This is a genomic window from Streptococcus mitis (assembly GCF_946188615.1).
GTDB classification, from domain to species: domain Bacteria; phylum Bacillota; class Bacilli; order Lactobacillales; family Streptococcaceae; genus Streptococcus; species Streptococcus mitis_BZ.
This window is the reverse complement of sequence record NZ_CAMHVK010000005.1, coordinates 109996-132864: the sequence shown is the minus strand read 5'-3', so window position 1 is coordinate 132864 and position 22869 is coordinate 109996. Positions and strand designations below refer to the sequence as shown.

The following is a 22869-nucleotide window of genomic DNA, read 5'->3' as shown; positions in this document are numbered from 1 at the left end:
TACCTGTATCTGATACAAGTATATGTTATTTCCAGTAAAAACTGACTTGTTATCAAATCAGTTTCGGACTTGTTTAGCTTGTTTATATAGATTGTCAATGACATCTTCTAAAGTTTGATTTGCTAATTCCTTCTCTAATTGAGATTCGGCACTAGCGAAAAGCGGTGAAACTGCTCCTTGGATATGTTTTCCAACAGGGCAATCAGGATTGCTATTTTGATGAACAGGGAATAAACTAATGTGATTGATTTCTTGAGTAGCATAGTAGATCTCTAGTAAAGTCATTTTCTTTGGAGACTTACTGAGTTGATAACCTGTTTTTCCTTGCTGGGAATGAATCAAATCTGCATTTTTCAATAAGGCAATCACTTTTCGAATGTAACTAGCGTTAGTCCCAACACTAATAGCTAGTGCTTGAGAACTTAAGGTTTCCTTGCTTTCACTAATCATTGTTAAGATATGCAAAGCAACTGAGAATTTTGTATCCATATGAATCCCTCTCTTAATAAACTTGTATCAGATACAAGAACAAGTATAACATAAATTAAAAGAAAAGCAAGTCTTTTGTTTTAAATTTTAAAAAATTTTGAGTGCAATCAGATTAGAGCTGTCTGGGAAGGGTGTTCATAAAATTATACCGTTGATATCCATTAGTTGACCAAAAGTAGAACAGATACACAAAAAAGCCTTGTAAATCAAGGCTTTTTCCTGTTGTATTTAGATGCCCCCTACAGGGATTTGGAAAGGACTTTCATATTGAGAGCAATTAAAAATATTGAAATATAAGTGATTTTAGGTATTTTCAATGTCATGATTTAAAAATGGGACAAAAGTGGGGCAAAAACCATACAGATTCTAAACTGTATGGTTCTTTTTTTATCTAACCAAGAAAGGTTAAAACTTATTAAAACAAATGCAATCAACTGTTGAAAACTTTTTAGTCCGTGTAATATAAAAACAAGTAAAAAGTTGAACTATAGGGAATATTGTGTCATAATAGGTAATAGATGAATAATTAATAGATTGGAAATAATGCTTTCTTACCTTAACAAGTTGAATTGGTTATACATTTTTTCGTCGCATTGTGTCTATCTCTCGAGTTTAGCTAGTTTTTATAAGCTCTGGTTTCTAATCAATATAACAAATTTTAGAAGTGCATAAGACAAGATGGTGACATTACTACAGTCATTTCTAGTCACCATATGTTGCTGGCACAGGCTGTTTGTAGTGTTGGCTATTTACTAGTCAGTTTAATCGGAGTGTTTAATTTTTATTGTTGAAAGGTTTTTATATGGCGAAAATTCTATCTTTAGGTCTGACAGGTAAGAAATTACTTGCTCAGGGGTTCTTGTTTGTTCTGCTAGGTCTCATCTTGATGGTCACGGGGACTTGGTTGCCAGTAAAGGTTATTCGACTGGTTCTGTTTTTAGCTTTGATAGCAACGGTCTTAGATTTAGTATTACGTATTTTCAAAAAAAGTCAGTCAACGGACACCTTGGGAGTTGCACTGGTTAAATTGTTAGTGCTGGGATATTTGCTTGGCTCCAATCTTGCGACGGATGTGCCGATTTATATTTTGGCTCTTGTGATTGGAGTTTATCAGATTTTTCATGCTAGTATTAACCTTGTCACCTATGTTCTCTACCGCAAAAACAAAATTCGACCTCGTTTTCGTCTCTTACTAGATGGACTCGTACTAGTTTTTCTTGGTGGGACTAGTCTTTTGTCCTCTACAGGAAATTCTGTCTTTCAACTCTTTGTATTAGGGGCTTATTTTTTCCTTTATGGTGTGTCCAATATCCGTGATGGTTTCTTGTTTGAGGAGGAAATTGGGAAAAACCATCTCAAACGTCGTGTAAGAATGAGCTTACCTATTGTCCTAGCCGCTCTCATCCCTGCAAGAACTTTAGCAAAAATTAACAAATTTATGCTGGAAAATGCTGATGAGGAAGAAGATATCCATCTTGGAATAGTGAAGTCTGGTAAGACAGCAGAGCTAGAAATTTTTGTTCATACAGCTGAGACCTCCCTGTTTTCAGCTATTGGTCATGTGGATATCTGCTATCAGGGCCGTGTTATTTCTTATGGCAACTATGATCCGTCATCTGAGACCTTATTTGGCATGGTAGGAGATGGTGTCTTATATTTCTGTGATCGTGACAAGTACATTGACCTATGTAAACGTGAGAGTCAAAAAACGCTTTTTGGTTATGGGATAGATTTGACGCCTGAAATGGAAAAAGCAGTTCAGAAAAAGTTGGCTGAATTGAAACAACTGACGATTCCATGGGAGCCAAGTGCAGATAAAATCATGACAGGTGATGGTAAGGAAGACTACACCTACGCTTATAAAATCAGACATGAGACAGATGGGGAACTTTATAAATTTATCAAATCTAAGTTTAAATCCTACTTTGTCTTATCTACAAACTGTGTGCTCTTGGCTGATACCATAGTCGGTCAGGCTGGCACCGATATCCTCTCACCCAAAGGATTTATCGCTCCAGGAACTTACCAAGCCTACCTTAATCGAGAGTTTGAAAAACCAAATAGTATAGTCGTATCTAAACATGTTTATTAAGGAGAATTTATGAACTTAGTAAAAAAATACACCCCGTTAATACTTTTTATAGGGCTGGTTGCTCTTGTAATTCTGAATGCATCGAGCTTTATATCAGGAGCAATCTCTCTCTTTGATGTAATATCAACCTTGATTTATGGTGCTGTTATTGCTTTTGTGCTTAATGTTCCTATGAAAAAAATTGAACAGTACTTAGTTAAATTGAAGGTAAAGGCAGAGTTGCGTCGTCCGATTGCCATGGTACTTGTTTTCCTAGCTCTTATCTTAATCGTGATTGCTCTTTTGGTTTTGGTGCTGCCAACCCTAGCTCAGACTATTAGTCAGCTGGGAACAGTCCTTTCAACAGTCCTTACTCAACTTGGGAAATTTCTAGGCAGCTCGGAATTTGTAACCAAAGACATGTTGTCAACTATCGTATCAGGCATACAGGGACAATCTAGTTCTATTAGCCAAGCTTTGATAGGTTTTTTATCAGGTCTGACTAGTAATATCGGCAATATTTTTTCAAGTTTGATGAATGCCTTTTTGATTATAGTCTTCACCTTTTTATTTTTATCCAGTAAGGAACATTTGGCAGCGATGACGAGTCGACTTCTAAAAGTTTTTCTTCCAGAGAAGGTGGTGATAAAGTTGACTTACATTGGACAAGTAGCACTAGAGACTTATGACCAATTTTTGATGAGTCAGCTGATTGAAGCAGTTATCATAGGAGTTATGATAGCGGTTGGTTACAGCGTGTTTGGGATACCCTATGGAGTAATGACAGGTATCTTTGCAGGAGTGCTATCGTTCATTCCTTATGTAGGGCCTATGATTGCTTGTGTTGTGGGAGCGATTTTTATCTTCACAGTGAGTCCTACTCAAGCCTTACTTTCTCTTCTTCTATATCAAGTTATACAGCTGATTGAAGGAAACCTTATTTATCCTAGAGTTGTAGGTCAGTCTATTGGTTTGCCAGCTATTTTCACGCTTGCGGCTGCTAGTATTGGAGGGAATCTTTTCGGACTACTTGGGATGATATTCTTTACACCGATATTTGCTGTTATCTATCGATTGGTTAAGGAATTTGTCGTTGCAAAGGAAAATCAGCTAGATTAAGAAAAACTAAATTTAATAAGATATACTGAGAAGAGAGTGAGAGATTCTCTTCTCTTTTATTTTTAAATACTTTTCTACAAAAAGCTATTAGACGTTAAAAAAAGCCTTGGTTTCAAGGCTTATTTCTGTTGATTTAGATGTGCCCCCTGCAGGGCTCGAACCTGCGCCCCATAGCTTAAGAGTCTACTGCTCTACCAACTGAGCTAAGGAGGCAACAGAAAAAGCTGAGAATGTAACTTCCCAGCTATTTTAATATGCCCAAAATGGCAGCTAGATTATTTACGAAAGGCATCAAGGATATAGGTGAAACCAACAATTAAAAATGCAAAGGCAACGACATAAACGACAAAGACACTTGTAGCTACTGGATTGAACAAAATCACTAGACCTAGTAAAAATGCAAGCAACGCTATCCACATGATATGGTTGCCAATAATAGGGAAAATCAATCCCAGACGATTGCCTTTAAAGAAAGCTATAATGGCTTCTACAATTAACCAAATTCCTAAAATAGTTGGAATGACAACTGGCAGCGTCACAAAGCCATAGGCAACGAGGTAAAGAGCTAAGAGAAGATTAACAATCCCTTGGAAAAGATGAGCTGGTGAGCGAAGCTCTTTTGGTACAGAGAAATAGCCTAAAATAGCTGCTATAGAAGAAACCAGTAAACCAAATGCAATCCACCAGCTGTAAACAACAAGATTAGCTACTGGGTTTGTAAATAGGAAAAGTCCTAAAAGGACAAAAACAACTCCTGCAAGGAATAGCAGTAAACGATTAGAAAATTTCATTTCAATACCCCCTATATAGTATAGTCTGATAATAAAACTATTATACTTATTTTTATAGAAAATGTCAATAAAATAAATAAACAATTTGGAAGTTTCAGTTTTTATTATTTTGAAAATAAAAAGAGAAGATAAAATTTGTCTTCTCTACATGAAAATATTGTATGGCATCAAAGCAAAAGTAACTGGCTTTACACTATTTGTAAAGATGTAATTTGATTCAAAAAGAAAAGATAGATTTAAAATGTGGGACAAATGATGGGGTAAATCAGTTATAGACAAGCAAAAAAGCCTTGGTTATCAAGGCTTTTTCCTGTTGTATTTAGATGCCCCCTACAGGGATCGAACCTGTGACCCACGGATTAAGAGTCCGCTGCTCTGCCAGCTGAGCTAAGGAGGCAAAGAAAAAAGCTGTATTGGTGCCGAAACTTCACGGTTTGTATTGAACCCGCGCAATTAAGCAGGTGGGCAACTCGCTCTAACTGAAGCTGTTTCCGTGTGAGACGGCCTACATGCTGTTAGAAGACTTTTGTTTCCCTAATAATACAAAAAATAGTCGGTCAACACTTAAGTGTGAAGTCGTACACCACAGCGTTTCTATGTTTATATAATACCACTTTTTCAAAAAAAATCAAGAGGAAAGTGCAATTTTTTGAAAAGGATTTCAGATTTTTCGCAAACGGTCGATAGCTTCCTTTCTTTGAGCCAAAGCCCGTTCATATTTACCAGTATCTTCTGCTTGGAAATAGTGATGATTACGAATTTTTTCTGGTAGATAGTCTTGCTTGACCCAATTTCCAGGATAGTTGTGTGGATAGAGATAGTCTTGGGCATTCCCCAGTTCCTTGCTTCCACTGTAGTGCCCATCACGCAGGTGCCGAGGAATAGGCAAATGCCCTGATGTTTTGAGGTCGGCAAGTGCCTTGTCCATAGCTACATAGGCTGAGTTGGATTTTGGAGAAAGGGCCAAATCAATCACGATATTGGCAATGAGAATGCGGGCTTCTGGGAACCCAATCTTTTGGGCAGCATCCAGAGCAGTCACGGTGTGAATCTGAGCTTCAGGATTGGCTAAGCCGATATCTTCATAAGCGATAACAGTCAAACGACGAGCGAGACTTGGCAAATCACCAGCCTCAATCAAGCGGGCAGCATAGTGAAGACTGGCATCAACATCTGAGCCACGGATAGACTTTTGCAGGGCAGATAGAACATCATAGTGACCGTCTCCATCCTTGTCCATGGTAATGTAGCTTCTCTGAAGACTATTTTCCATTATGTCTAGGGTGATATGGCGGATGCCCTCGTCATTCTCAGGGGTAGATAGAACTGCCAAATCCAGTGAGTTAAAGGCAGAGCGAAGGTCTCCGTTTGTAGAGGTTGCGATGAAATCCAGCGCATCTTCATCTAGTTCTACTGGGAAATCAAAACCACGCTCAGGACTACTTAGAGCTATCTGAAGAGCCTCTTTGACGTCTTGGTTAGACAGAGGTTCCAACTCAAAAATTTGAACACGGCTACGAATGGCAGGAGTGACAGAGAAGAAAGGATTTTCAGTTGTAGCCCCAATCATGATGACTAGTCCACTTTCCAAGAGAGGAAGGAGAAAGTCTTGCTTGGTTTTATCTAGTCTATGAATCTCGTCTAGCAATAGGACGAGACCACCAGAAAATTTAGCCTCTTCCGCGATTTCTTGGAGTCTTTTTTTACTATCTACTGTCGCATTGAAAGTTCGAAAGGCATACTTAGTAGTCCCAGCGATGGCAGAGGCAATACTGGTCTTACCGATTCCCGGAGGGCCATAGAGAATCATGGAGGACAGGCGATTGGCTTCCACCATGCGGCGGATAATTTTTCCAGGCCCGACCAGATGTTCCTGACCGATGACCTGATCGATGGTTTTAGGGCGCATGCGAAGCGCGAGATTGTCTGGCATAGCAGTCCTTTCTAACGTGGATTTTCTGATGTATATGTGGTAAGATGGTAGTATCTATTTTAGCATATTTCCGAGCAATCGGGGCGATTAAAGAGTCGCATAGAAAGAGGACAAAATGGCAACATACGGATTTTTAGATGTTTTAGAGGAAGAGTTGGAGAAGAATTTTCCCTTTGACTTTGAGATTAGTTGGGACAAGCGTAACCACGCGGTTGAAGTGAGTTTTCTATTGGAAGCGCAAAACGCTGCAGGTGTGGAGATGGTAGATGAAGACGGAGAGGTTTCGTCAGATGACATTCTCTTTGAGGAAGCAGTGCTTTTTTACAATCCTGCCAAATCAACAGTCAATGAGGAAGACTATTTGACGGTTATTCCTTACCTACCTAAAAAAGGATTTTCCCGCGAATTTTTAGCTTATTTTGCGCTATTCCTTAAAGATACTGCTGAGGTTGGGCTAGATGCCCTTATGGACTTTTTGGAAGACCCAGAAGCCGAAGAATTTGTCATGGAATGGAACCAAGAAGTCTTTGAAGAAGGAAAAGTTGGCTTGGAAGAAGGAGAATTTTATCCTTATCCGAGATACTAGGAGTTTGACATGGACATAGAGATTTCTGATTTCACAGGCTGTAAGATCGCTTTGTTTTGTGGGGATAGGCTCTTGACTATCTTACGCGATGATAAGGCAAGCATTCCCTGGCCCAATATGTGGGAACTGCCCGGTGGGGGACGAGAGGGGGATGAAAGTCCTTTTGAGTGCGTGGCGCGTGAAGTTTATGAAGAACTGGGAATTCATCTGACTGAGGATTGTCTGCTTTGGAGTAAGGTTTATCTAAGTATGCTTTTTACAGACAAACAGTCCGTTTTTCTAGTTGGTCAGTTAACACAGAACCAGTTTGACAGTATCGTATTTGGAGATGAGGGACAGGGTTATCAGTTAATGAATGTTGAGGAGTTTCTTAGTTCCAGTCAAGTTGTACCTCAGTTGCAAGAGAGATTAAAAGATTATTTAAAAGTAAGTGATTAGAAAGGATGGTTCAGTTACATTTCTAAACTGAACCCGCCCTAAACACGGTGCCAAAAAGATAAACTTCTCTTAGATACAAACGTCTTCAGAGAGTTTCCTATTTTGGCTTTGTGTTTTACGGGCTTGGTATCTTAATGATGGAAACATGGCAAGAGTTAAAAGTTACAGTGAAGCGTGAGGGAGAGGAATTGGTTTCCAATCTCTTGATTGAGCTGGGAGCGCAAGGCGTTGCGATCGAAGATAGTATGGACTATGTGGGAAATGTTGACCGCTTCGGCGAGATTTTCCCAGAGGTTGAGCAGCAAGAAGAAATCGTAGTGACAGCCTACTACCCTGATACGGTTGATGTAGCAACGGTTGAGGCAGACTTGCAGGCCCGTCTCGCGGAACTAACTGATTTTATGGACTTGGGAGAGGTCAAGATGGGTACGACTGCCTTGGCTGAGGAAGACTGGGCAGACAACTGGAAGAAATACTATGAACCAGCTCGTATCACTCATGATTTGACCATCGTGCCGTCTTGGACGGACTATGAGGCGACTGCTGGGGAAAAGATTATCAAGCTGGATCCAGGTATGGCTTTTGGTACGGGGACCCATCCAACCACTAAGATGAGCCTCTTTGCCTTGGAGCAGGTTCTTCGTGGTGGGGAAACAGTGCTAGATGTGGGTACTGGTTCAGGGGTTCTCTCTATTGCCAGCTCGCTACTTGGTGCCAAGGAAATCTTTGCCTACGACCTGGATGATGTGGCAGTTCGTGTTGCTCAGGAAAATATTGAGCTCAACCCTGGTATGGAAAACATTCATGTAGCAGCAGGAGACTTGCTTAAGGGAGTTGAGATTGAGGCAGATGTGATTGTGGCTAATATCTTGGCGGATATCCTTATTCATTTGACGGATGATGCTTACCGCTTGGTCAAGGATGAAGGCTACCTCATCATGAGTGGCATTATCAAGGACAAGTGGGACATGGTGCGCGAGTCGGCTGAGTCAGCTGGATTTTTCCTCGAAACTCACATGGTTCAAGGGGAATGGAATGCCTGTGTCTTTAAGAAAACCAAGGATATTTCAGGTGTGATTGGAGGCTAGCATGCAGCAGTATTTTGTCAAGGGGAGTGCAGTCTCTCCTGTCAACATCGAGGACAAGGAAACCAGCAAGCATATGTTTCAGGTTATGCGCTTGAAAGAAGATGATGAAGTGACCTTGGTCTTTGATGATGGAATTAAGCGCTTGGCGCGCGTCTTGGATGTTGAAAATCGTCAGTTTGAGTTGGTTGAAAAGTTAGCTGACAACGTGGAATTACCAATCCAGGTGACCATCGCATCTGGATTTCCTAAGGGAGATAAGCTGGAGTTTATCACTCAAAAAGTGACGGAACTAGGAGCCAGCCAAATCTGGGCCTTTCCTGCCGATTGGTCGGTCGCCAAATGGGATGGCAAGAAATTGGGTAAAAAGGTTGAAAAACTAGAAAAAATTGCCCTTGGAGCAGCAGAACAAAGCAAGCGTAATCTAGTACCGAGTGTAACACTTTTCGAGAAAAAATCAGACTTTCTAGCTCAACTGGACCAGTTTGACTCTATCATAGTAGCCTATGAAGAATCAGCAAAAGAAGGAGAAGCCGCTGCGCTCTTACAAGCGGTCTCTGGTCTTGAAAAAGGAGCCAAACTGCTCTTTATCTTTGGTCCAGAAGGTGGCCTGTCACCTGCGGAAATCGAGAGTTTCGAAGCTAAGGGAGCAGTCTTGGCAGGACTTGGCCCTCGTATCTTGCGAGCAGAAACAGCACCACTTTACGCCTTATCAGCCCTTAGTGTTTTATTAGAATTAGAGAAATAAGAGGAAGAAAATGGAACAAAAACACCGTTCAGAATTTCCAGAAAAGGAACTTTGGGATTTAACAGCCCTATATCAAGACCGAGAGGATTTCTTGCGTGCAATCGAGAAGGCTCGCGAAGACATCAATCAATTTAGCCGTGACTACAAGGGCAATCTTCATACTTTTGAAGATTTCGAAAAGGCCTTTGCGGAATTGGAACAAATCTACATTCAGATGAGCCATATTGGCAACTATGGCTTTATGCCTCAGACGACAGATTATAGCAATGAAGATTTTGCCAATATTGCCCAAGCTGGGATGGAATTTGAAACAGATGCTAGCGTAGCTCTTACCTTCTTTGACGATGCCTTGGTAGCAGCAGAAGAGGTTGTTTTGGACCGTTTGGGGGAACTTCCCCACTTGACGGCAGCTATTCGTCAGGCAAAAATCAAAAAAGCCCACTATCTCGGAGCTGATGTAGAAAAGGCCTTGACCAATCTAGGAGAAGTTTTCTACAGTCCGCAGGACATCTACACTAAGATGCGAGCTGGGGATTTTGAAATGGCTGACTTTGAAGCCCATGGTAAGACCTACAAAAATAGTTTTGTGACCTATGAGAATTTCTACCAAAACCATGAGGACGCTGAGGTTCGTGAGAAATCATTCCGTTCCTTCTCGGAAGGACTTCGTAAGCACCAAAATACGGCTGCGGCAGCCTATTTAGCCCAAGTCAAGTCTGAAAAACTCTTGGCAGATATGAAAGGCTATAACTCAGTTTTTGATTATCTTTTAGCTGAGCAAGAAGTGAACCGTGCCATGTTTGACCGTCAGATTGACCTCATCATGAAGGATTTTGCGCCAGTCGCTCAGAGATACCTTAAGCATGTTGCCAAGGTAAATGATCTTGAAAAGATGACCTTTGCAGACTGGAAATTGGACTTGGACAGCGCCCTGAATCCTCAAGTGACTATTGACGAAGCCTATGACTTGGTCATGAAATCAGTCGCACCATTGGGTGAAGAATATTGTCAGGAAGTTGCCCGTTATCAAGAAGAACGCTGGGTTGACTTTGCTGCTAATAGTGGCAAGGATTCTGGGGGTTATGCAGCGGACCCATATCGCGTGCACCCTTATGTCCTCATGAGTTGGACAGGTCGTTTGAGCGATGTCTATACCTTGATTCATGAAATCGGGCATTCTGGTCAATTCATCTTTTCGGACAATCACCAAAGCTACTTCAATGCCCACATGTCGACCTACTATGTTGAAGCGCCGTCAACTTTCAATGAATTGCTTCTCAGTGATTACTTGGAACACCAATCTGACGACCCTCGTCAAAAACGCTTTGCTCTGGCTCACCGCTTGACAGACACCTACTTCCATAACTTTATTACCCACCTCTTGGAAGCAGCCTTCCAGCGTAAGGTGTATACATTGATTGAAGAAGGGGAGACCTTTGGTGCAAGTAAACTCAACAGCATTATGAAGGAAGTTTTGACCGATTTCTGGGGAGATGCCATTGAGATTGATGATGATGCAGCTCTGACTTGGATGCGCCAAGCTCACTACTACATGGGCTTGTATAGTTACACCTACTCAGCAGGGCTAGTCATTTCGACTGCTGGTTACCTTCATCTGAAACATTCAGAAACTGGAGCTGAAGACTGGCTCAATCTCCTCAAATCAGGTGGTAGCAAGACACCACTTGAGTCAGCTATGATTATCGGTGCTGATATTTCAACAGATAAACCACTCCGTGATACCATCCAATTCTTGTCTGACACAGTTGATCAGATCATCGCCTACAGTGCCCAGTTGGGAGAGTAAATTAAAAGAGTCTGGAACAAAAGTCTAACCTTAAATATAAAAAGCGAACAAAACGAGTTATCTGACACTCAGAATTCTGTTTTGTTTGCTTTTTTATCTAATCTATTGATTTAAAAATTTAGAATAAAGAATTCCTAAAATCAAAATTTTTTGTCCTGGCCCCTTAAATTATCCCCAAAAGCTATCTTCTTCAGCTTGATCTGAAGAGAAGAGCCAAACTTCTTTGATTTTTCCGTCTTCAATACGGAAGAGGTCAATCCCGTTCATATTGAGTTCAGTACCATCAGCACGTGTTCCAAGAAAAGTAACATTGGCTGCGATTAAATCCTTATTGTCAGAAACCCAATTTGTTATTACCTTAAAGGTTCCATTAGTTTTCTCAGCAAATGTAGCCAGGTGAGATCCTAGTTGGTCCTTACCAACAACTGTACCAGATATTCTATGATTACCAGGTTGATGCCAGACAATATCGTCTGCCATCGTTTCAAAGACACCAGGAAAGTCACCAGCAATTAAAGCTTGGTTATAAGCGTTGAAAATTTCTAAGTTTGTTGACATATCTATTCTCCATTTCTTTTTTATGATATAATTGTAACAGTTACAAACAAAAAAACAAGTAGAGACTTTTTTGATAGCTAGTATCAAAAGTAGTACTATTATTGATACTAAAAGATAAATTTTTTTTAAAAAATAGAAAGAAGATATTTTATGACAAATAAAGTGAGTGAGTATGGTATTTGTCCATTTGCGACAACGCAGAGGGTTTTAACGGGGAAATGGGCACTGGTAATCATTTATCAGTTGAGTACGGGTACCAAACGATTTAAAGAATTGCAGAGATTATTGCCTGGGATTACTCAAACTATTTTGACCCGTCATCTCCGTCAATTAGAAAAGGATAAGATTGTTCAACGAAAGGTCTATGCCGAAGTTCCACCACGAGTTGAGTACAGCTTAACCGAAATGGGGCAGGAATTCAGAGTTGTTTTAGATGCTGTCGAGAAATGGGGGCTAGATTATATCAAGTTGCTAGAAATGTAGAGGTATTGACCATGTATCAAGAGTTACTTAGAAAAATAGCAGAAGAAAAACCAAGTTATCATGAGGAAGAAATCCAATGGTTGCTTGATCATTTGGGAGATTCTTCTCCAGAAATTCGCGATGACCTTGTTTTTATAAGCTTTGCTAGAGGGATTCAGGAAGAGCTATTTACACAGGAACAATTTCAGTTCATTGCTGAGGTGGTATCAGCTGATGGAGGACTAGATAAAGAGATTGATAAGGTAGGTCTGTCAACCCTTGAACGTTCTTTTAGGGCGCTTATTTATGCAAATCTCTTGTCTGCGGATGCCAACCAGCAATCGGTTTTTTATCAGGGATTACAATCAGAAATTCGTAATGTCCTTTTAAATCAAGGATTGTATTATCTTTCAAAAGAAAAGGATACAACGGGTTTTTCAAGTCAGTATGGTTGGGTTCATGCTTTTGCACATGGAGCCGATTTACTGACAGAGGTGGTTTGTCATCCAAACTTTCCTAAAAACAGGGTTCATGAAGTATTTGAGATACTTGGCCAACTATTTAAAAGAATTTCGATTCGTTTTACAGATGATGAGGATTGGCGTTTAGCAAGAGTGATCTATGAACCTATTTTACAAAGTAAGTTGGAGCAAGAGCAAGTAGCTTCTTGGATAAAAGCTGTTGACTTTCCGATAGAAGAAAGGGAAGATTTTTATAAATTTTCCAACTTCAGATCCTGTCTGTTGGAAGTCTATGTCCAACTTGACCAGAGAAATAGTTTACAAGATGACTTGAAAGAAGCCATCCAGTCTTTTCAATACTAGGGATAAGCTAATATTACTTATTGAAAGAGTTTCTATTGTATCCTCCTAACTGATAATGAAAACTAATAAAAGAGGTTGAATCATTTTCCAACCTCTTTTTGTGTATTTTAATGGAATTGCATACCACCATCAACGATAATGGTTTGTCCTGTAATGTAGTTTGAATCTGGTCCTGCAAGGAAGCTGACGGCTGCAGCCACATCTTCTGGTTCAGATAGACGTTTTAGAGTAATATCTTTTGCAAATGTCTGCATACCCCATTCGTCATCTTTTCCTGCATTTTTACCAACTTCATGAGCGATGTCGTACATCATTGGTGTTTTCACAATACCCGGTGCGTAGGCGTTAACAGTGATTCCTGAGTCTGCTAAATCACGTGCTAATGTTTGCGTAATTCCTCGAACAGCAAATTTTGTTCCACCATAAACAGTTAGATTTGGATTGCCCACTACACCGGCTTGAGAGGTTGCGTTGATAATTTTACCTCCGTGGCCAAGTGCTTTAAATTGCGCTTGTGCAGCTTGTGAACCCCAAATGACACCACCAACGTTGATACCGAAAGTGCGTGTAAATTGTTCCTCAGTAATTGTATCAAGAGGAGTAGTTGGAGCAACACCAGCGTTATTTACGACAACATTCAAATCACCAAAATGGTCAACAACTTTTTGAAATGCTTGGGCAACTTCTGCCTGTTTCGAAACATCGGCCACGACAGCAAAGGCATTTTCAGCTGATAATTCGGCAACAGCTTTTTCAGCTGTTTCGGGATTGTAGTCTAAGACTCCTACCTTAAAGCCATCTTGAACCAATCGTTTTGCGATTGCAAAACCGATTCCTTGACCTGCACCTGTGACAATAGCAACTTTAGACATATGATTCCTCCTTGGTATCCACGATACCATTCAAACGTTCATAAAAGAACAGCAAAGTTGTAAAAATTAGTTCAAATTAGGGAATAAATAACTTATTAGAACTATATTGATAGTATATAACTTTAGAAAAAATGTTTCAAATAAACACTACCGTTTTTATAGAATTTTATCCCGAAAATTTCCAATCAATTTTCTTGAAACACTTTCCCTCTTTTGATAGACTAGTATCTAGTTTTTGAAAAAAATGAAAAAATTTGTTGCTGAGTTAATCGGTACGTTCATGCTTGTGTTCGTTGGGACAGGAGTTGTTGTTTTTGGAAATGGTCTTGATGGTCTTGGACACCTTGGAATTGCTTTTGCCTTTGGTCTGGCAATCGTAGTTGCAGCCTACTCAATCGGAACTGTTTCAGGTGCTCACTTGAACCCAGCTGTTTCGATCGCTATGTTTGTAAACAAACGTTTGTCATCTTCAGAGCTTGTCAACTACATCCTTGGTCAGGTTGTTGGAGCTTTCCTTGCGTCAGCTGCGGTATTCTTCCTCTTGGCTAACTCAGGCATGTCAACTGCTAGTCTTGGTGAAAATGCCTTGGCAAACGGTGTCACTGTCTTTGGTGGTTTCTTATTTGAAGTCATCGCAACTTTCTTGTTTGTCTTGGTTATCATGACTGTGACATCAGCAAGCAAGGGAAATGGCGCGATTGCTGGTTTGGTAATTGGTTTGTCCTTGATGGCGATGATTCTTGTTGGATTGAATATCACTGGGCTTTCAGTAAATCCAGCCCGTAGCTTGGCACCAGCTGTCTTGGTAGGTGGCGCAGCTCTTCAACAAGTTTGGATTTTCATCCTTGCGCCAATCGTTGGTGGTGTTCTTGCAGCCCTCGTTGCGAAAAACTTCCTTGGGACAGAAGAATAATTGAAATTCAAAAAGCCTTGCTCCTCATTTTGAGGAACAGGGCTTTTTCGTATGAGTTTAACGGTTATCAATTTTCTCTGGATAAAGGTCGTGTTGGAAGAGGCGTTGTTCTGCCAAGCCTTCATACTTAGTTCCAGGCTTACCGTAGTTGTAGTAGGGGTCAATTGAGATGCCACCGCGAGGAGTGAATTTTCCCCAGACTTCTAAATAGCGAGGGTCTAGCAAGTTGACCAAGTCTTTCCCGATGGTGTTGATACAGTTTTCGTGGAAATCTCCATGATTTCGGTAGCTAAAGAGGTAGAGTTTGAGGGATTTTGACTCCACACAGAGCTTGTCAGGGATGTAGGAAATATAGATAGTCGCAAAGTCTGGCTGAGCAGTGATTGGGCAAAGTGAGGTAAATTCAGGACAGTTAAATTTGATGAAATAGTCATTTTCCACATGACGATTGTCAAAGGATTCGAGGACTTCTGGTTGATACTCGAAAATGTAGTTGGTTTCTTTGTTGCCTAGTAGGCTGAGGTTTTTCATTTCTTCTTGTTGTGACATGATTTTTTCTTTCTAATTTTAAACACCACGTTTGTTATCGTAGAGGAGGGTATGGAGTTGAGGAAGGACGCGGACATTGCCCCAGCTATCGTCGGCAGCGACGCGTTCCCAGAGTTCTTTGAGACGGTCTAGTTGGTCTTGGATAATATTGCCTCTAGCCTTGGGCTCAGGATTTCCAGCCGATAAGAAGAGGACATCTGGTTGGTAGCGCTCTTGTATGCCTCTGGCAAAGGCCAAATCTGCATCGTCAAAGACAGGGATTTTAAAGGTGACCTTATCTGGATCAAGTTGGGAAACGATAAAGTCCAGGGTCTCAAAGTTGACTTCCATCTTGGATGAAGGAGGTTTGGGACTCAGAGTGACCTGGTCGATGTCTTTTAACCAATTTTGCCAGCGGGAGCCTTGGGTCTCAACAGCCAGAGTGACACCACGTTCCTTGAGTTTAGTGACCAATTCAGCCATGTTGGCTGCTAGGATAGCAGGATTTCCCCCAGATAGGGTGACGTAGTCGTAGCTCCCCAATTTATCCAAGGCAGCAATGACCTCGTCAGCCGTCATGCGAGTTGGTTTTTCAGAACCATCCCAAGTAAAGGCAGAATCGCACCAGTCGCAGTGGTAGTCGCAACCAGCAGTGCGGACAAACATGGTTTTCTGTCCGATAGCACGACCTTCACCTTGAAAGGTTGGGCCAAAAATTTCCAGAACTGGTAGTTTGAGGACACGTTCCCTAGTCATCTAACCACTCCCGTCTAAACTCCGCAAAGGAAGTCGGAGTTTCATAGAGGCGAACGTATTCCAAACGAAGACCACGCTCGTCTGGCAACTCTTGACTCATAGTTTGAAAAATCCAGTAAACCATATTTTCGGCAGTCGTGTTCATATAAGGCAGAGTTTCATTGAGATAGCGATGATCCAAGTGGGGCTCTAAGTAGTTCTTGTAAATAGCTTTGATGTCTCCGAAATCGTAGGTCATGCCACGCTCATCTAAAAATCCACTGACAGCAATCTGCAGATGATAGGTGTGACCATGAAGGGATTTGCATTTTCCCTCATAGTGAAAGAGGTGGTGGGCAGCGTCGAAAGTAAACTCTTTTGATACCAAGGATCTGTGAGGATTGTAGACAAGAGATTCTCCAGTTTCCTGTTTGATTTCTTTGGGTGCAAAAAACATTAGGCCTCTCCTTTCTGTGAGAGATAAACATCTAAACCATGCTGACGTAGGTGGCAGGCTGGACAATCTCCACAGCCACTTCCAATAATCCCGTTGTAGCAGGTCAAGGTCTTTTCACGAACGTAGTCAAAGGCACCGAGTTGATCGGCTAACTCCCAAGTTTCAGCCTTGTCCAGCCACATGAGAGGTGTTTGGATAACAAAGTCGTAATCCATGGCAAGGTTGAGTGTCACATTAAGGGATTTGACAAAGACATCTCGACAATCGGGGTAGCCTGAGAAGTCTGTTTCGCAGACACCTGTCACTATGTCTTTAATGCCACGTTGTTTGGCAAGAACTGCCGCAAAGGATAGAAAGAGGTGGTTACGACCATCAACGAAGGTATTGGGAACCTCTCCCTCTTTTTGCTCAATTTCCAGATCAGAGGTCAGGGCATTTTCAGTGATTTGCCCCAGCAGAGACATATCTAGGATGTGATGACGAATCCCCTGTTCCTTAGCGATTTCTCTAGCAACTTGAATTTCGAGATGATGGCGTTGGCCGTAGGCAAAGGTAACGGCTTCGACCGTTTCATAGTGTTCTTTAGCCCAAAAGAGGCAGGTTGTAGAATCTTGACCGCCACTAAAGACGACCAAGGCTGATTGACGTTTCATAGTACTCCTTCCAAAATGGGAAATGTTCAGAGCACGCAAAAAGCTCCCTTGAGGGAGCTAAAAAATACCAAGTCAAGGTTTTTTTTAGCGATGGCATGTCCCAAACATCGTAATATTCTACATACAGTCTAGCATATTTTTTGAAAAATGGCAAAGGGCAAGAAAAAAGAGACCAAAGCAAGTACTTGGTCTCTCGTTTGATTAGCTCAATTCAGCAACGATGGCCTTGATTTGTTCTGCTGTGTGAACACCAGCAACTTGTTTCACCACTTGGCCGTCTTTTTTGAAGAGAAGAGTTGGGATAGACATGATTCCAAAAGCACGAGCTGTGTTTGGATTCTCATCAACGTCCATTTTAACGATTTTTAAAACATCTTCTGAAAGTTCTTCAGACAATTTATCCAAGATTGGACCTTGCATACGACATGGACCACACCAAGTTGCCCAGAAGTCTACCAAGACCAAACCGTCTTTTGTTTCTTGTTCGAATGTTGCATCTGTAATTGCTTTTGCCATTGTATTTCTCCTTTTTTAGTTATATTGGCTTAAATCTTGTTTCATGAGATAGAAGAAGACATCTCCATAAGTCCCATGATAGTCCAAATCATGACCGTTGTAAGTTAATTTTTGGACGGGGTAGTAGTCTGCGACGCCGATAAGGCAAGCTTGTTGTGAACGATCAAAATCTTCATAAGACTCGAAAGTCACAGTTCTTTCGTTCTTGCTGGCATCTAGATAAGTAATTTCAATCATTTTAAAACTCCTTTGTTTAATGATGACTTTATTTTACTCTTTGTAAAAGAGAATGTCAAGAAAAATGATTGCGCACGCAACTTTTTTTCTAAAATCATCTTAAATTAAGAAATCCAAACCAGTTTCCAAGCTTTCTTCGACAGCCTTTTGTAGCGAGGCCAGTGTCTTTTGCCCATCACCTGTCAGGCAGATAAAACTAGAGCGTCTATCTTGATCGCAACACCTACGACTGAGTAGACCGCAATTTTTAGCTTCTAAGCGAGCCACCATCCGAGAAACAGCGCTCGGGCTCAGATGAAGTTTATCAGGCAAATCAATCTGTCGTAGAGATTTTTCTTGGGCCAAGTCCAGATAGTAGAGTAGGTAAAACTCTTTCAAGGTCAGACTTTGGTCACTCTGCTGGGCAATGGTCTCTTCTAAGAGACCTTCAATTTCTTTCTGACGACGATTGAAGTCAAACCATTTTTCCAAGTAGGTCATAGTATCTCCTTTCTTTTTAAAGTTATAACATAGAAGAATGTCCATTCACGAACAGTCTCTGCATCACAAGATGATTGCGCATGCAATGATTATACTACTTTTCAAGAAGGCTGGCAAGAAGGACGCTGAAATCTTTTATCCTAAATTAGGCCTGTTTTCACTAGTCTGTAATTGCCTGTATCCCCTTTCCTCTCTAATTTTCATCAACTCTTGTGCATTTCCTTGAAATTTTCTGAAAAAAGAGTAAACTGGTATGCAAGAAGTCTATTTCGTGGAGTTTAGGATGAAATTATATGTTCAATTAATGATTCTCTTTGTGATTTCTCTAATCGGAGAGGGAATTTCCAGTTTCTTTCATTTGCCCATCCCAGGCAGTATTATCGGTTTAATTATTTTGTTTTTAGCCTTACAGTTCAAGTGGCTGAGAACCAGACATGTCAACATGGTGGGAAATTTCTTGCTGGCCAATATGACCATTCTCTTTTTACCGCCAGCAGTGGGAATCATGGAGAAGTTTGATGTGATTGCTCCCTATCTCTTGCCTATCGTTTTGATTGTCTTTTTTGCGGCTGTCATCAATATTATCCTTATTGCTTTGGTTGTTCAGTTTATCAAGCGACGGTTTGAGGGAGATTATGAGAAAGGAGATGCCAAATGAGTGAATTTGTTTCCAATCCCCTGTTTGGGCTTGCCCTGTCTATCTTAGCTTATCTAGTGGGAATGCTGATTTATAGACGTTTTCCCCATCCATTGACAACTCCTCTGCTTTTGTCAGCTGTTTTCATTATCATCTTTCTAAAGGTGACGGGGATTTCTTACCAAGATTACTATCAAGGTGGAGTTTATCTGAATAACTTGATTGTCCCATCGACAGTGGCTCTAGGGATTCCGCTTTATAAGAGTTTTCACTTGATGAAGCATCATGCTCGGAGTATTCTCTTTGGTAGTTTGTTAGCGGTAGTGGTCAATACCTCTTTCACAGCTCTTGTGGCTAAAATCTTTGACATGGACTTTTTCCTAGCCATTTCTCTCTTTCCTAAGTCAGTGACAACCGCTATGGCAGTGGGAATTACAGAAAAATTGCAAGGCTTGACCACCGTGACCTTGGTTGTCGTAGTGGCAACTGGAATTTTGACTAGTGTTATCGGCCCAACCCTTTTGAAGTGGATGAAAATTGACGATCCAGTAGCAGTCGGGCTTTCCCTCGGAGGAACAGGGCATGCAGTCGGAACAGGAACAGCCTTTCGATACGGCTCTGTAGCAGGAGCCATGGGTGGCTTGGCTATCGGTGTCACTGGTATTCTCTATGTCTTTGTCAGCCCCATTGTAGCCAGTTTGATATTGAGTTAAAAAGCAAGGAATTTGAGTTCCTTGCTTTTTAAAATCGTATGTTATAGACTATTACTTTTCTTTACTTAAGTGAATGACTTGGTCATAGTGTTTTAAGTCTTCTTCTGTGTAGTGGTGAATGACTTCAATAACTGTTTGAGGTAGGGAGAAGAGCAAGTCGCTAATTTTTCTGCTATTTTCCGAGTCAAGATTGGCCTTAATCTCATCTGCTAAGATGAGTTGGCTATCGTGGTAGAGGGCGCGAGCAATTTCTAGGCGTTGTTTCTCGCCACCAGATAGACTGTCATTACTGAGGGGGCGATTTTTCAAATGTTCTAATCCTGTTTTTTTGAGGATATGATTTAAAGTCTCTTGTTTTTTATCCAGTCCCAGAAGGATATTGTCTTCCAGAGATAGCGTATCAAAGTAATGGATATCTTGGAGGATATAGGAACTAATGCTCGTGATTTCTTGACGTGACAGGTTCTGACCAGCAAAGCTAATCTGTCCACTTGTTGGTATCTCTTCTCCATGAATGATATTGAGTAGTGTCGTCTTACCAGAGCCACTTTCCCCGATAATGGCGATTTTTTCTCCTTGCTTGATGTGTATGGAAATCGGAGATAAGAGGATATTCCCATCTTTTTCAAGGGAGATGGTGTTAAGTTGGATAGGGAAAATATTTTCTATGCTTCTAGGAGAGGTGGAGTCAGACTGGCCCAAAAGTTCTTGGTATTTGTTGAGAAGAGTTCGAGTAGCTTTTCGGGTGTTGGTAAAGTAAGCCAACTCTTGGAATTGATAGCCGATATTATGGGAAACTAGATAGATGGCCACAAAACTCGCCGCATCTAAATAATTATAGTAGGTCATAAAGCCACCGATGACGATTGGTGTGACAGAACAAAAGGCATCGATGCTATTGATCAAGAGACTGTTTAAAGTTCGTTGCTTTTCATAGTTAATTTCGGTATCTAGACTGGTTTGTAATTGCTTTTGATAGCGAGCAAAAAAGTAGTCTTGCCCCTGATAATGGCGAATTTGTTGGCTACCACCAATAAAATTTGTCAAGCTTGCTAAGTAGCTCTGGTTAACAGTGGACCGCTTTTCAGAAAGTGAATCCAAACGCTTTGATCCGATAGCACTGCAGAGTACAGGAAAGGAGTAGAAGAGGATGAAAATCAAGCCCAGGTAAAAATTGGTCCATAGGGCATAGAGAATGGACACAGTGGTAAAGCCCAGAGAAGAAATGATGATGATCGTTGGCTCAATATAGTTTTCTTCTAGTTGCTTGACGTCGTTTTCTAGGTCGGACAAGATATCTTTTTCATCAATCTCATAACTGTTTAAAAATCGCTTGAAAATAGCACTCTTGATTCCATATTTGAAGTCAGTAATCAAACGAGCGTAGTAATAACGTTTCCCAGCCAAACCCAGTAAGAGGATGAGATTACCAAGGATTCCTAAAATCAAAACTTTCCAAAGAAGGCCTAGTTCTTGATTGGTAAAACTAGCAACAATATTTTGAACAAGGGCTGGTGTGATAATTGCTTCCAGCCAAGTAATGGCAATAGAAAAGAAGTAAAGTATGAGGTGCTTCTTAGTAACAAATCTTTTCAGCATAAAGAGTTGCCCTCCTTATCGATATACATGTAATCAATTTTAAAGTTATTATACTCTTTTTTATTAAATACTTCATATTAAAAATGTAAGTCCTGAGAACGAAAAAAGTCTAGCGAGTTATTGTCGCTAGACTCTAAGATTATTGCAAATTAACCTTGTTTTTCAAGATATAGTAGGTTCCGAGGTAAAAGATAGCTATGAATATGAGTTCTTCAACAATGCCTACGCTTGCTCCCATATAGAAATTATCATTAAATCCTGCAAGTGAATTAATATAGAAGTTAGTACTGGTATTGAAGAAGACTTCAATAAATCCAATGACGATTTGGATACCAATGTAGGCTGCAACAGCGAGTGCGGTACGGTATTCATTGAACAGTTGTCCGATGGAAATAGCCAAGTAGATGCAGAGGATTCCTGAGATGGTATTTAGTAGGAAGGATACCCCCATAAGAGAGAGTTGAGGAAGGAATGTTCCTACAAGTGGAATCAACTCAGAATTTGATATCCATTCTGGAACCGTTATGGTAACAATAATAAAAGCGCTTAGAACTAGTACAGTTGAGCTAAGGATAGACCAAATGAAGGCTCCAACTAATTTGGCTGTGATGATATGGTGTTCAGAAACTGGCAAGGTCAAGGTCAGATAGCCTTGTCGGTCATAGACACTACCTTTGAATCGTTTAATAATCAAGAAAATGGTTGAAATCCCAAGTGTAATCATCAATCCACCAAAGACGAGAGCCAGAAAGAAAAGTAAGACAGGTTGGCTATCTTTGAAAGATACATAATTATAGTAGTGTACTTGCATTCCTATGAGAACGGAAAGAACTAGCACGGCAGCGTAAAGGGCTAAATACCACTTGTTAACATTTTTAAATTCGTAGCGAACTAAATTCCAAAACATAATAATCTCCTTTGCTTAGGCCTTAAATTCCTGACGGAAGAGTTGGTCAATGGATTCACCTGACTCATAGCGAATATCGTCTACATTACCTTGACGAACGACTTTTCCATCTTTGAGGAAGATAATTTCATCCAAGATTGGCTCGATATCAGAAATCAAGTGGGTAGAAATCAAAACGGTAGAAGTTGGGGAGTAGTTGTTGATAATGGTATTGAGGATATACTCACGGGCTGCTGGGTCCACCCCACCAATGGGTTCGTCTAAAACGTAGAGACGAGCATCACGGCTCATAACTAAAATTAGTTGGACCTTTTCCTTGTTCCCTTTTGATAGTTTCTTGAGACGACTATTTTCATCAATGCCCAGATCTGCAAGCAGATGATGGGCGCGTTCAAGATTGAAATCTTTATAGAAGGTCTTAAAGTAGGTTAGGGCTTCTTTGACCTTCATTTGCTCATTGAGATAGGTCGTATCCGGCAAATAAGCTACGATAGCCTTGGTTGCTGGGCTTGGATCCATGTCGTTGATCAGGACACGTCCTTGATCTGGTTGCAAGAGGCCGTTGATTAGTTTAATCAGGGTTGTTTTTCCTGAACCGTTTGGCCCAAGGAGACCAACAATTTTTCCAGCGGGGATGTCAAGAGAAACATTTTCAAGGGCTGGGGTTGCTCCATAAGATTTGGATACATTTTCAAATGCTAGTAATGACAT

General features: G+C 40.8%; 27 protein-coding genes and 2 tRNA genes. 12 read left to right on the top strand and 17 right to left on the bottom strand.

The window, feature by feature from the left end; translation table 11 throughout:
* Positions 1-57 precede the first annotated feature (57 nt).
* Positions 58-489, bottom strand: a complete 432-nt coding sequence (locus tag OCF95_RS06500; RefSeq protein ID WP_000379854.1) for an Rrf2 family transcriptional regulator — start codon at positions 487-489, stop codon at positions 58-60.
* Positions 490-1291: 802 nt separating this feature from the next.
* On the opposite strand from OCF95_RS06500, the gene OCF95_RS06495 reads away from it, so the two are divergent.
* Complete coding sequence (locus OCF95_RS06495) at positions 1292-2581, top strand: DUF308 domain-containing protein (protein WP_261105095.1); 1290 nt, start codon at positions 1292-1294, stop codon at positions 2579-2581.
* Between the two features lie 9 nt (positions 2582-2590).
* The gene (locus OCF95_RS06490) at positions 2591-3679 is read left to right on the top strand and encodes an AI-2E family transporter (RefSeq protein ID WP_033681461.1); all 1089 of its coding nucleotides are present in this window, start codon (positions 2591-2593) and stop codon (positions 3677-3679) included.
* Positions 3680-3819: 140 nt separating this feature from the next.
* Here OCF95_RS06490 and OCF95_RS06485 read toward each other — a convergent pair.
* The 4 genes from OCF95_RS06485 to OCF95_RS06470 form a co-directional block, all read right to left on the bottom strand.
* Positions 3820-3892, bottom strand: a tRNA-Lys gene (locus tag OCF95_RS06485).
* A 62-nt stretch (positions 3893-3954) separates the two neighbouring features.
* On the bottom strand, positions 3955-4470 hold the full coding sequence (locus tag OCF95_RS06480; RefSeq protein WP_033681462.1) for a DUF308 domain-containing protein: 516 nt from the start codon (positions 4468-4470) through the stop codon (positions 3955-3957).
* A 324-nt stretch (positions 4471-4794) separates the two neighbouring features.
* A tRNA-Lys gene (locus OCF95_RS06475) sits at positions 4795-4867 on the bottom strand.
* Positions 4868-5131: 264 nt separating this feature from the next.
* Positions 5132-6403 carry a replication-associated recombination protein A gene (locus OCF95_RS06470; RefSeq protein WP_120718573.1) on the bottom strand — a complete coding sequence of 424 codons (1272 nt, stop codon included), beginning with the start codon at positions 6401-6403 and terminating at the stop codon, positions 5132-5134.
* 115 nt (positions 6404-6518) lie between these two features.
* Between OCF95_RS06470 and OCF95_RS06465 the strand changes: the two genes are divergently transcribed.
* The 5 genes from OCF95_RS06465 (at position 6519) to pepF (ending at position 11067) form a co-directional block, all read left to right on the top strand.
* Positions 6519-6989 carry a DUF3013 family protein gene (locus tag OCF95_RS06465; RefSeq protein ID WP_000257122.1) on the top strand — a complete coding sequence of 157 codons (471 nt, stop codon included), beginning with the start codon at positions 6519-6521 and terminating at the stop codon, positions 6987-6989.
* 9 nt (positions 6990-6998) lie between these two features.
* On the top strand, positions 6999-7427 hold the full coding sequence (locus OCF95_RS06460; protein ID WP_004256074.1) for an NUDIX hydrolase: 429 nt from the start codon (positions 6999-7001) through the stop codon (positions 7425-7427).
* Between the two features lie 137 nt (positions 7428-7564).
* Positions 7565-8515, top strand: coding sequence for a 50S ribosomal protein L11 methyltransferase (prmA, locus tag OCF95_RS06455; RefSeq protein WP_045605872.1), 951 nt, complete (start codon positions 7565-7567; stop codon positions 8513-8515).
* A 1-nt stretch (position 8516) separates the two neighbouring features.
* The gene (locus tag OCF95_RS06450; protein WP_261034761.1) at positions 8517-9260 is read left to right on the top strand and encodes a 16S rRNA (uracil(1498)-N(3))-methyltransferase; all 744 of its coding nucleotides are present in this window, start codon (positions 8517-8519) and stop codon (positions 9258-9260) included.
* Positions 9261-9270: 10 nt separating this feature from the next.
* Positions 9271-11067 (top strand): oligoendopeptidase F, encoded by a 1797-nt coding sequence (gene pepF / locus OCF95_RS06445; protein WP_261105094.1) that lies wholly within the window; start codon positions 9271-9273, stop codon positions 11065-11067.
* Positions 11068-11235: 168 nt separating this feature from the next.
* On the opposite strand, the gene OCF95_RS06440 is transcribed toward pepF, so the two are convergent.
* Positions 11236-11625, bottom strand: coding sequence for a nuclear transport factor 2 family protein (locus OCF95_RS06440; protein ID WP_261105093.1), 390 nt, complete (start codon positions 11623-11625; stop codon positions 11236-11238).
* 150 nt (positions 11626-11775) lie between these two features.
* Between OCF95_RS06440 and OCF95_RS06435 the strand changes: the two genes are divergently transcribed.
* Both OCF95_RS06435 and OCF95_RS06430 read left to right on the top strand, forming a co-directional pair.
* Positions 11776-12108, top strand: coding sequence for a winged helix-turn-helix transcriptional regulator (locus tag OCF95_RS06435; protein WP_000182730.1), 333 nt, complete (start codon positions 11776-11778; stop codon positions 12106-12108).
* Between the two features lie 11 nt (positions 12109-12119).
* On the top strand, positions 12120-12911 hold the full coding sequence (locus OCF95_RS06430) for a DUF2785 domain-containing protein (RefSeq protein ID WP_261105111.1): 792 nt from the start codon (positions 12120-12122) through the stop codon (positions 12909-12911).
* 107 nt (positions 12912-13018) lie between these two features.
* Here the strand turns inward: OCF95_RS06430 and OCF95_RS06425 are convergent, their stop codons facing one another.
* Positions 13019-13783, bottom strand: coding sequence for a (S)-acetoin forming diacetyl reductase (locus OCF95_RS06425; RefSeq protein WP_000048147.1), 765 nt, complete (start codon positions 13781-13783; stop codon positions 13019-13021).
* Positions 13784-14027: 244 nt separating this feature from the next.
* On the opposite strand from OCF95_RS06425, the gene OCF95_RS06420 reads away from it, so the two are divergent.
* A complete protein-coding gene (locus OCF95_RS06420; RefSeq protein ID WP_125456396.1) occupies positions 14028-14696 on the top strand; it encodes an MIP/aquaporin family protein in 669 nt (222 codons plus the stop codon).
* 57 nt (positions 14697-14753) lie between these two features.
* Here OCF95_RS06420 and queF read toward each other — a convergent pair whose 3' ends face one another.
* From queF to OCF95_RS06385, 7 genes are all read right to left on the bottom strand, one after another.
* Positions 14754-15245: a preQ(1) synthase gene (gene queF, locus OCF95_RS06415; RefSeq protein WP_000082587.1), complete on the bottom strand. Its 492-nt coding sequence runs from the start codon at positions 15243-15245 to the stop codon at positions 14754-14756.
* 18 nt (positions 15246-15263) lie between these two features.
* Positions 15264-15980 (bottom strand): 7-carboxy-7-deazaguanine synthase QueE, encoded by a 717-nt coding sequence (queE, locus tag OCF95_RS06410; RefSeq protein ID WP_261105092.1) that lies wholly within the window; start codon positions 15978-15980, stop codon positions 15264-15266.
* Positions 15973-16416, bottom strand: coding sequence for a 6-carboxytetrahydropterin synthase QueD (queD, locus tag OCF95_RS06405; protein WP_214615062.1), 444 nt, complete (start codon positions 16414-16416; stop codon positions 15973-15975). Before queD ends, queE begins: the two co-directional genes overlap by 8 nt.
* Positions 16416-17069 (bottom strand): 7-cyano-7-deazaguanine synthase QueC, encoded by a 654-nt coding sequence (gene queC, locus OCF95_RS06400; RefSeq protein WP_000828768.1) that lies wholly within the window; start codon positions 17067-17069, stop codon positions 16416-16418. Before queC ends, queD begins: the two co-directional genes overlap by 1 nt.
* A 201-nt stretch (positions 17070-17270) precedes the next feature.
* Positions 17271-17585 carry a thioredoxin gene (trxA, locus tag OCF95_RS06395; protein ID WP_001029581.1) on the bottom strand — a complete coding sequence of 105 codons (315 nt, stop codon included), beginning with the start codon at positions 17583-17585 and terminating at the stop codon, positions 17271-17273.
* Between the two features lie 15 nt (positions 17586-17600).
* Positions 17601-17822 carry a DUF4649 family protein gene (locus OCF95_RS06390; RefSeq protein WP_000570256.1) on the bottom strand — a complete coding sequence of 74 codons (222 nt, stop codon included), beginning with the start codon at positions 17820-17822 and terminating at the stop codon, positions 17601-17603.
* A 99-nt stretch (positions 17823-17921) separates the two neighbouring features.
* Entirely contained in the window at positions 17922-18302 is a 381-nt protein-coding gene (locus tag OCF95_RS06385) for a MarR family winged helix-turn-helix transcriptional regulator (RefSeq protein ID WP_261105091.1), read from the bottom strand.
* Between the two features lie 283 nt (positions 18303-18585).
* Here OCF95_RS06385 and OCF95_RS06380 point away from each other — a divergent pair, with 283 nt between their 5' ends.
* Together OCF95_RS06380 and OCF95_RS06375 are read left to right on the top strand one after the other, a co-directional pair.
* Positions 18586-18960, top strand: a complete 375-nt coding sequence (locus OCF95_RS06380; RefSeq protein ID WP_000781325.1) for a CidA/LrgA family protein — start codon at positions 18586-18588, stop codon at positions 18958-18960.
* The gene (locus tag OCF95_RS06375; RefSeq protein ID WP_261105090.1) at positions 18957-19652 is read left to right on the top strand and encodes an LrgB family protein; all 696 of its coding nucleotides are present in this window, start codon (positions 18957-18959) and stop codon (positions 19650-19652) included. The genes OCF95_RS06380 and OCF95_RS06375 overlap by 4 nt, the downstream gene beginning before the upstream one ends.
* A 51-nt stretch (positions 19653-19703) precedes the next feature.
* Here OCF95_RS06375 and gggC read toward each other — a convergent pair whose 3' ends face one another.
* From gggC to OCF95_RS06360, 3 genes are all read right to left on the bottom strand, one after another.
* Positions 19704-21251: a streptosactin export ABC transporter GggC gene (gene gggC / locus OCF95_RS06370; RefSeq protein WP_261105089.1), complete on the bottom strand. Its 1548-nt coding sequence runs from the start codon at positions 21249-21251 to the stop codon at positions 19704-19706.
* A 139-nt stretch (positions 21252-21390) separates the two neighbouring features.
* Complete coding sequence (locus OCF95_RS06365) at positions 21391-22158, bottom strand: hypothetical protein (RefSeq protein WP_020903238.1); 768 nt, start codon at positions 22156-22158, stop codon at positions 21391-21393.
* Between the two features lie 15 nt (positions 22159-22173).
* A complete protein-coding gene (locus tag OCF95_RS06360) occupies positions 22174-22869 on the bottom strand; it encodes an ABC transporter ATP-binding protein (protein WP_020903239.1) in 696 nt (231 codons plus the stop codon).

Coding starts and splice junctions, on each gene's coding strand:
- OCF95_RS06390 (WP_000570256.1), bottom strand. CDS start 17,822: ATGATTGAAATTACTTATCTAGATGCCAGCAAGAACGAAAGAACTGTG.
- OCF95_RS06375 (WP_261105090.1), top strand. CDS start 18,957: ATGAGTGAATTTGTTTCCAATCCCCTGTTTGGGCTTGCCCTGTCTATC.
- queD (WP_214615062.1), bottom strand. CDS start 16,416: ATGTTTTTTGCACCCAAAGAAATCAAACAGGAAACTGGAGAATCTCTT.
- OCF95_RS06470 (WP_120718573.1), bottom strand. CDS start 6,403: ATGCCAGACAATCTCGCGCTTCGCATGCGCCCTAAAACCATCGATCAG.
- OCF95_RS06465 (WP_000257122.1), top strand. CDS start 6,519: ATGGCAACATACGGATTTTTAGATGTTTTAGAGGAAGAGTTGGAGAAG.
- OCF95_RS06460 (WP_004256074.1), top strand. CDS start 6,999: ATGGACATAGAGATTTCTGATTTCACAGGCTGTAAGATCGCTTTGTTT.
- gggC (WP_261105089.1), bottom strand. CDS start 21,251: ATGCTGAAAAGATTTGTTACTAAGAAGCACCTCATACTTTACTTCTTT.
- OCF95_RS06420 (WP_125456396.1), top strand. CDS start 14,028: ATGAAAAAATTTGTTGCTGAGTTAATCGGTACGTTCATGCTTGTGTTC.
- OCF95_RS06450 (WP_261034761.1), top strand. CDS start 8,517: ATGCAGCAGTATTTTGTCAAGGGGAGTGCAGTCTCTCCTGTCAACATC.
- OCF95_RS06440 (WP_261105093.1), bottom strand. CDS start 11,625: ATGTCAACAAACTTAGAAATTTTCAACGCTTATAACCAAGCTTTAATT.
- OCF95_RS06495 (WP_261105095.1), top strand. CDS start 1,292: ATGGCGAAAATTCTATCTTTAGGTCTGACAGGTAAGAAATTACTTGCT.
- prmA (WP_045605872.1), top strand. CDS start 7,565: ATGGAAACATGGCAAGAGTTAAAAGTTACAGTGAAGCGTGAGGGAGAG.
- OCF95_RS06385 (WP_261105091.1), bottom strand. CDS start 18,302: ATGACCTACTTGGAAAAATGGTTTGACTTCAATCGTCGTCAGAAAGAA.
- OCF95_RS06430 (WP_261105111.1), top strand. CDS start 12,120: ATGTATCAAGAGTTACTTAGAAAAATAGCAGAAGAAAAACCAAGTTAT.
- OCF95_RS06490 (WP_033681461.1), top strand. CDS start 2,591: ATGAACTTAGTAAAAAAATACACCCCGTTAATACTTTTTATAGGGCTG.
- OCF95_RS06360 (WP_020903239.1), bottom strand. CDS start 22,869: ATGTCATTACTAGCATTTGAAAATGTATCCAAATCTTATGGAGCAACC.
- OCF95_RS06500 (WP_000379854.1), bottom strand. CDS start 489: ATGGATACAAAATTCTCAGTTGCTTTGCATATCTTAACAATGATTAGT.
- OCF95_RS06480 (WP_033681462.1), bottom strand. CDS start 4,470: ATGAAATTTTCTAATCGTTTACTGCTATTCCTTGCAGGAGTTGTTTTT.
- queF (WP_000082587.1), bottom strand. CDS start 15,245: ATGTCACAACAAGAAGAAATGAAAAACCTCAGCCTACTAGGCAACAAA.
- OCF95_RS06365 (WP_020903238.1), bottom strand. CDS start 22,158: ATGTTTTGGAATTTAGTTCGCTACGAATTTAAAAATGTTAACAAGTGG.
- queE (WP_261105092.1), bottom strand. CDS start 15,980: ATGACTAGGGAACGTGTCCTCAAACTACCAGTTCTGGAAATTTTTGGC.
- trxA (WP_001029581.1), bottom strand. CDS start 17,585: ATGGCAAAAGCAATTACAGATGCAACATTCGAACAAGAAACAAAAGAC.
- pepF (WP_261105094.1), top strand. CDS start 9,271: ATGGAACAAAAACACCGTTCAGAATTTCCAGAAAAGGAACTTTGGGAT.
- OCF95_RS06425 (WP_000048147.1), bottom strand. CDS start 13,783: ATGTCTAAAGTTGCTATTGTCACAGGTGCAGGTCAAGGAATCGGTTTT.
- OCF95_RS06380 (WP_000781325.1), top strand. CDS start 18,586: ATGAAATTATATGTTCAATTAATGATTCTCTTTGTGATTTCTCTAATC.
- OCF95_RS06435 (WP_000182730.1), top strand. CDS start 11,776: ATGACAAATAAAGTGAGTGAGTATGGTATTTGTCCATTTGCGACAACG.
- queC (WP_000828768.1), bottom strand. CDS start 17,069: ATGAAACGTCAATCAGCCTTGGTCGTCTTTAGTGGCGGTCAAGATTCT.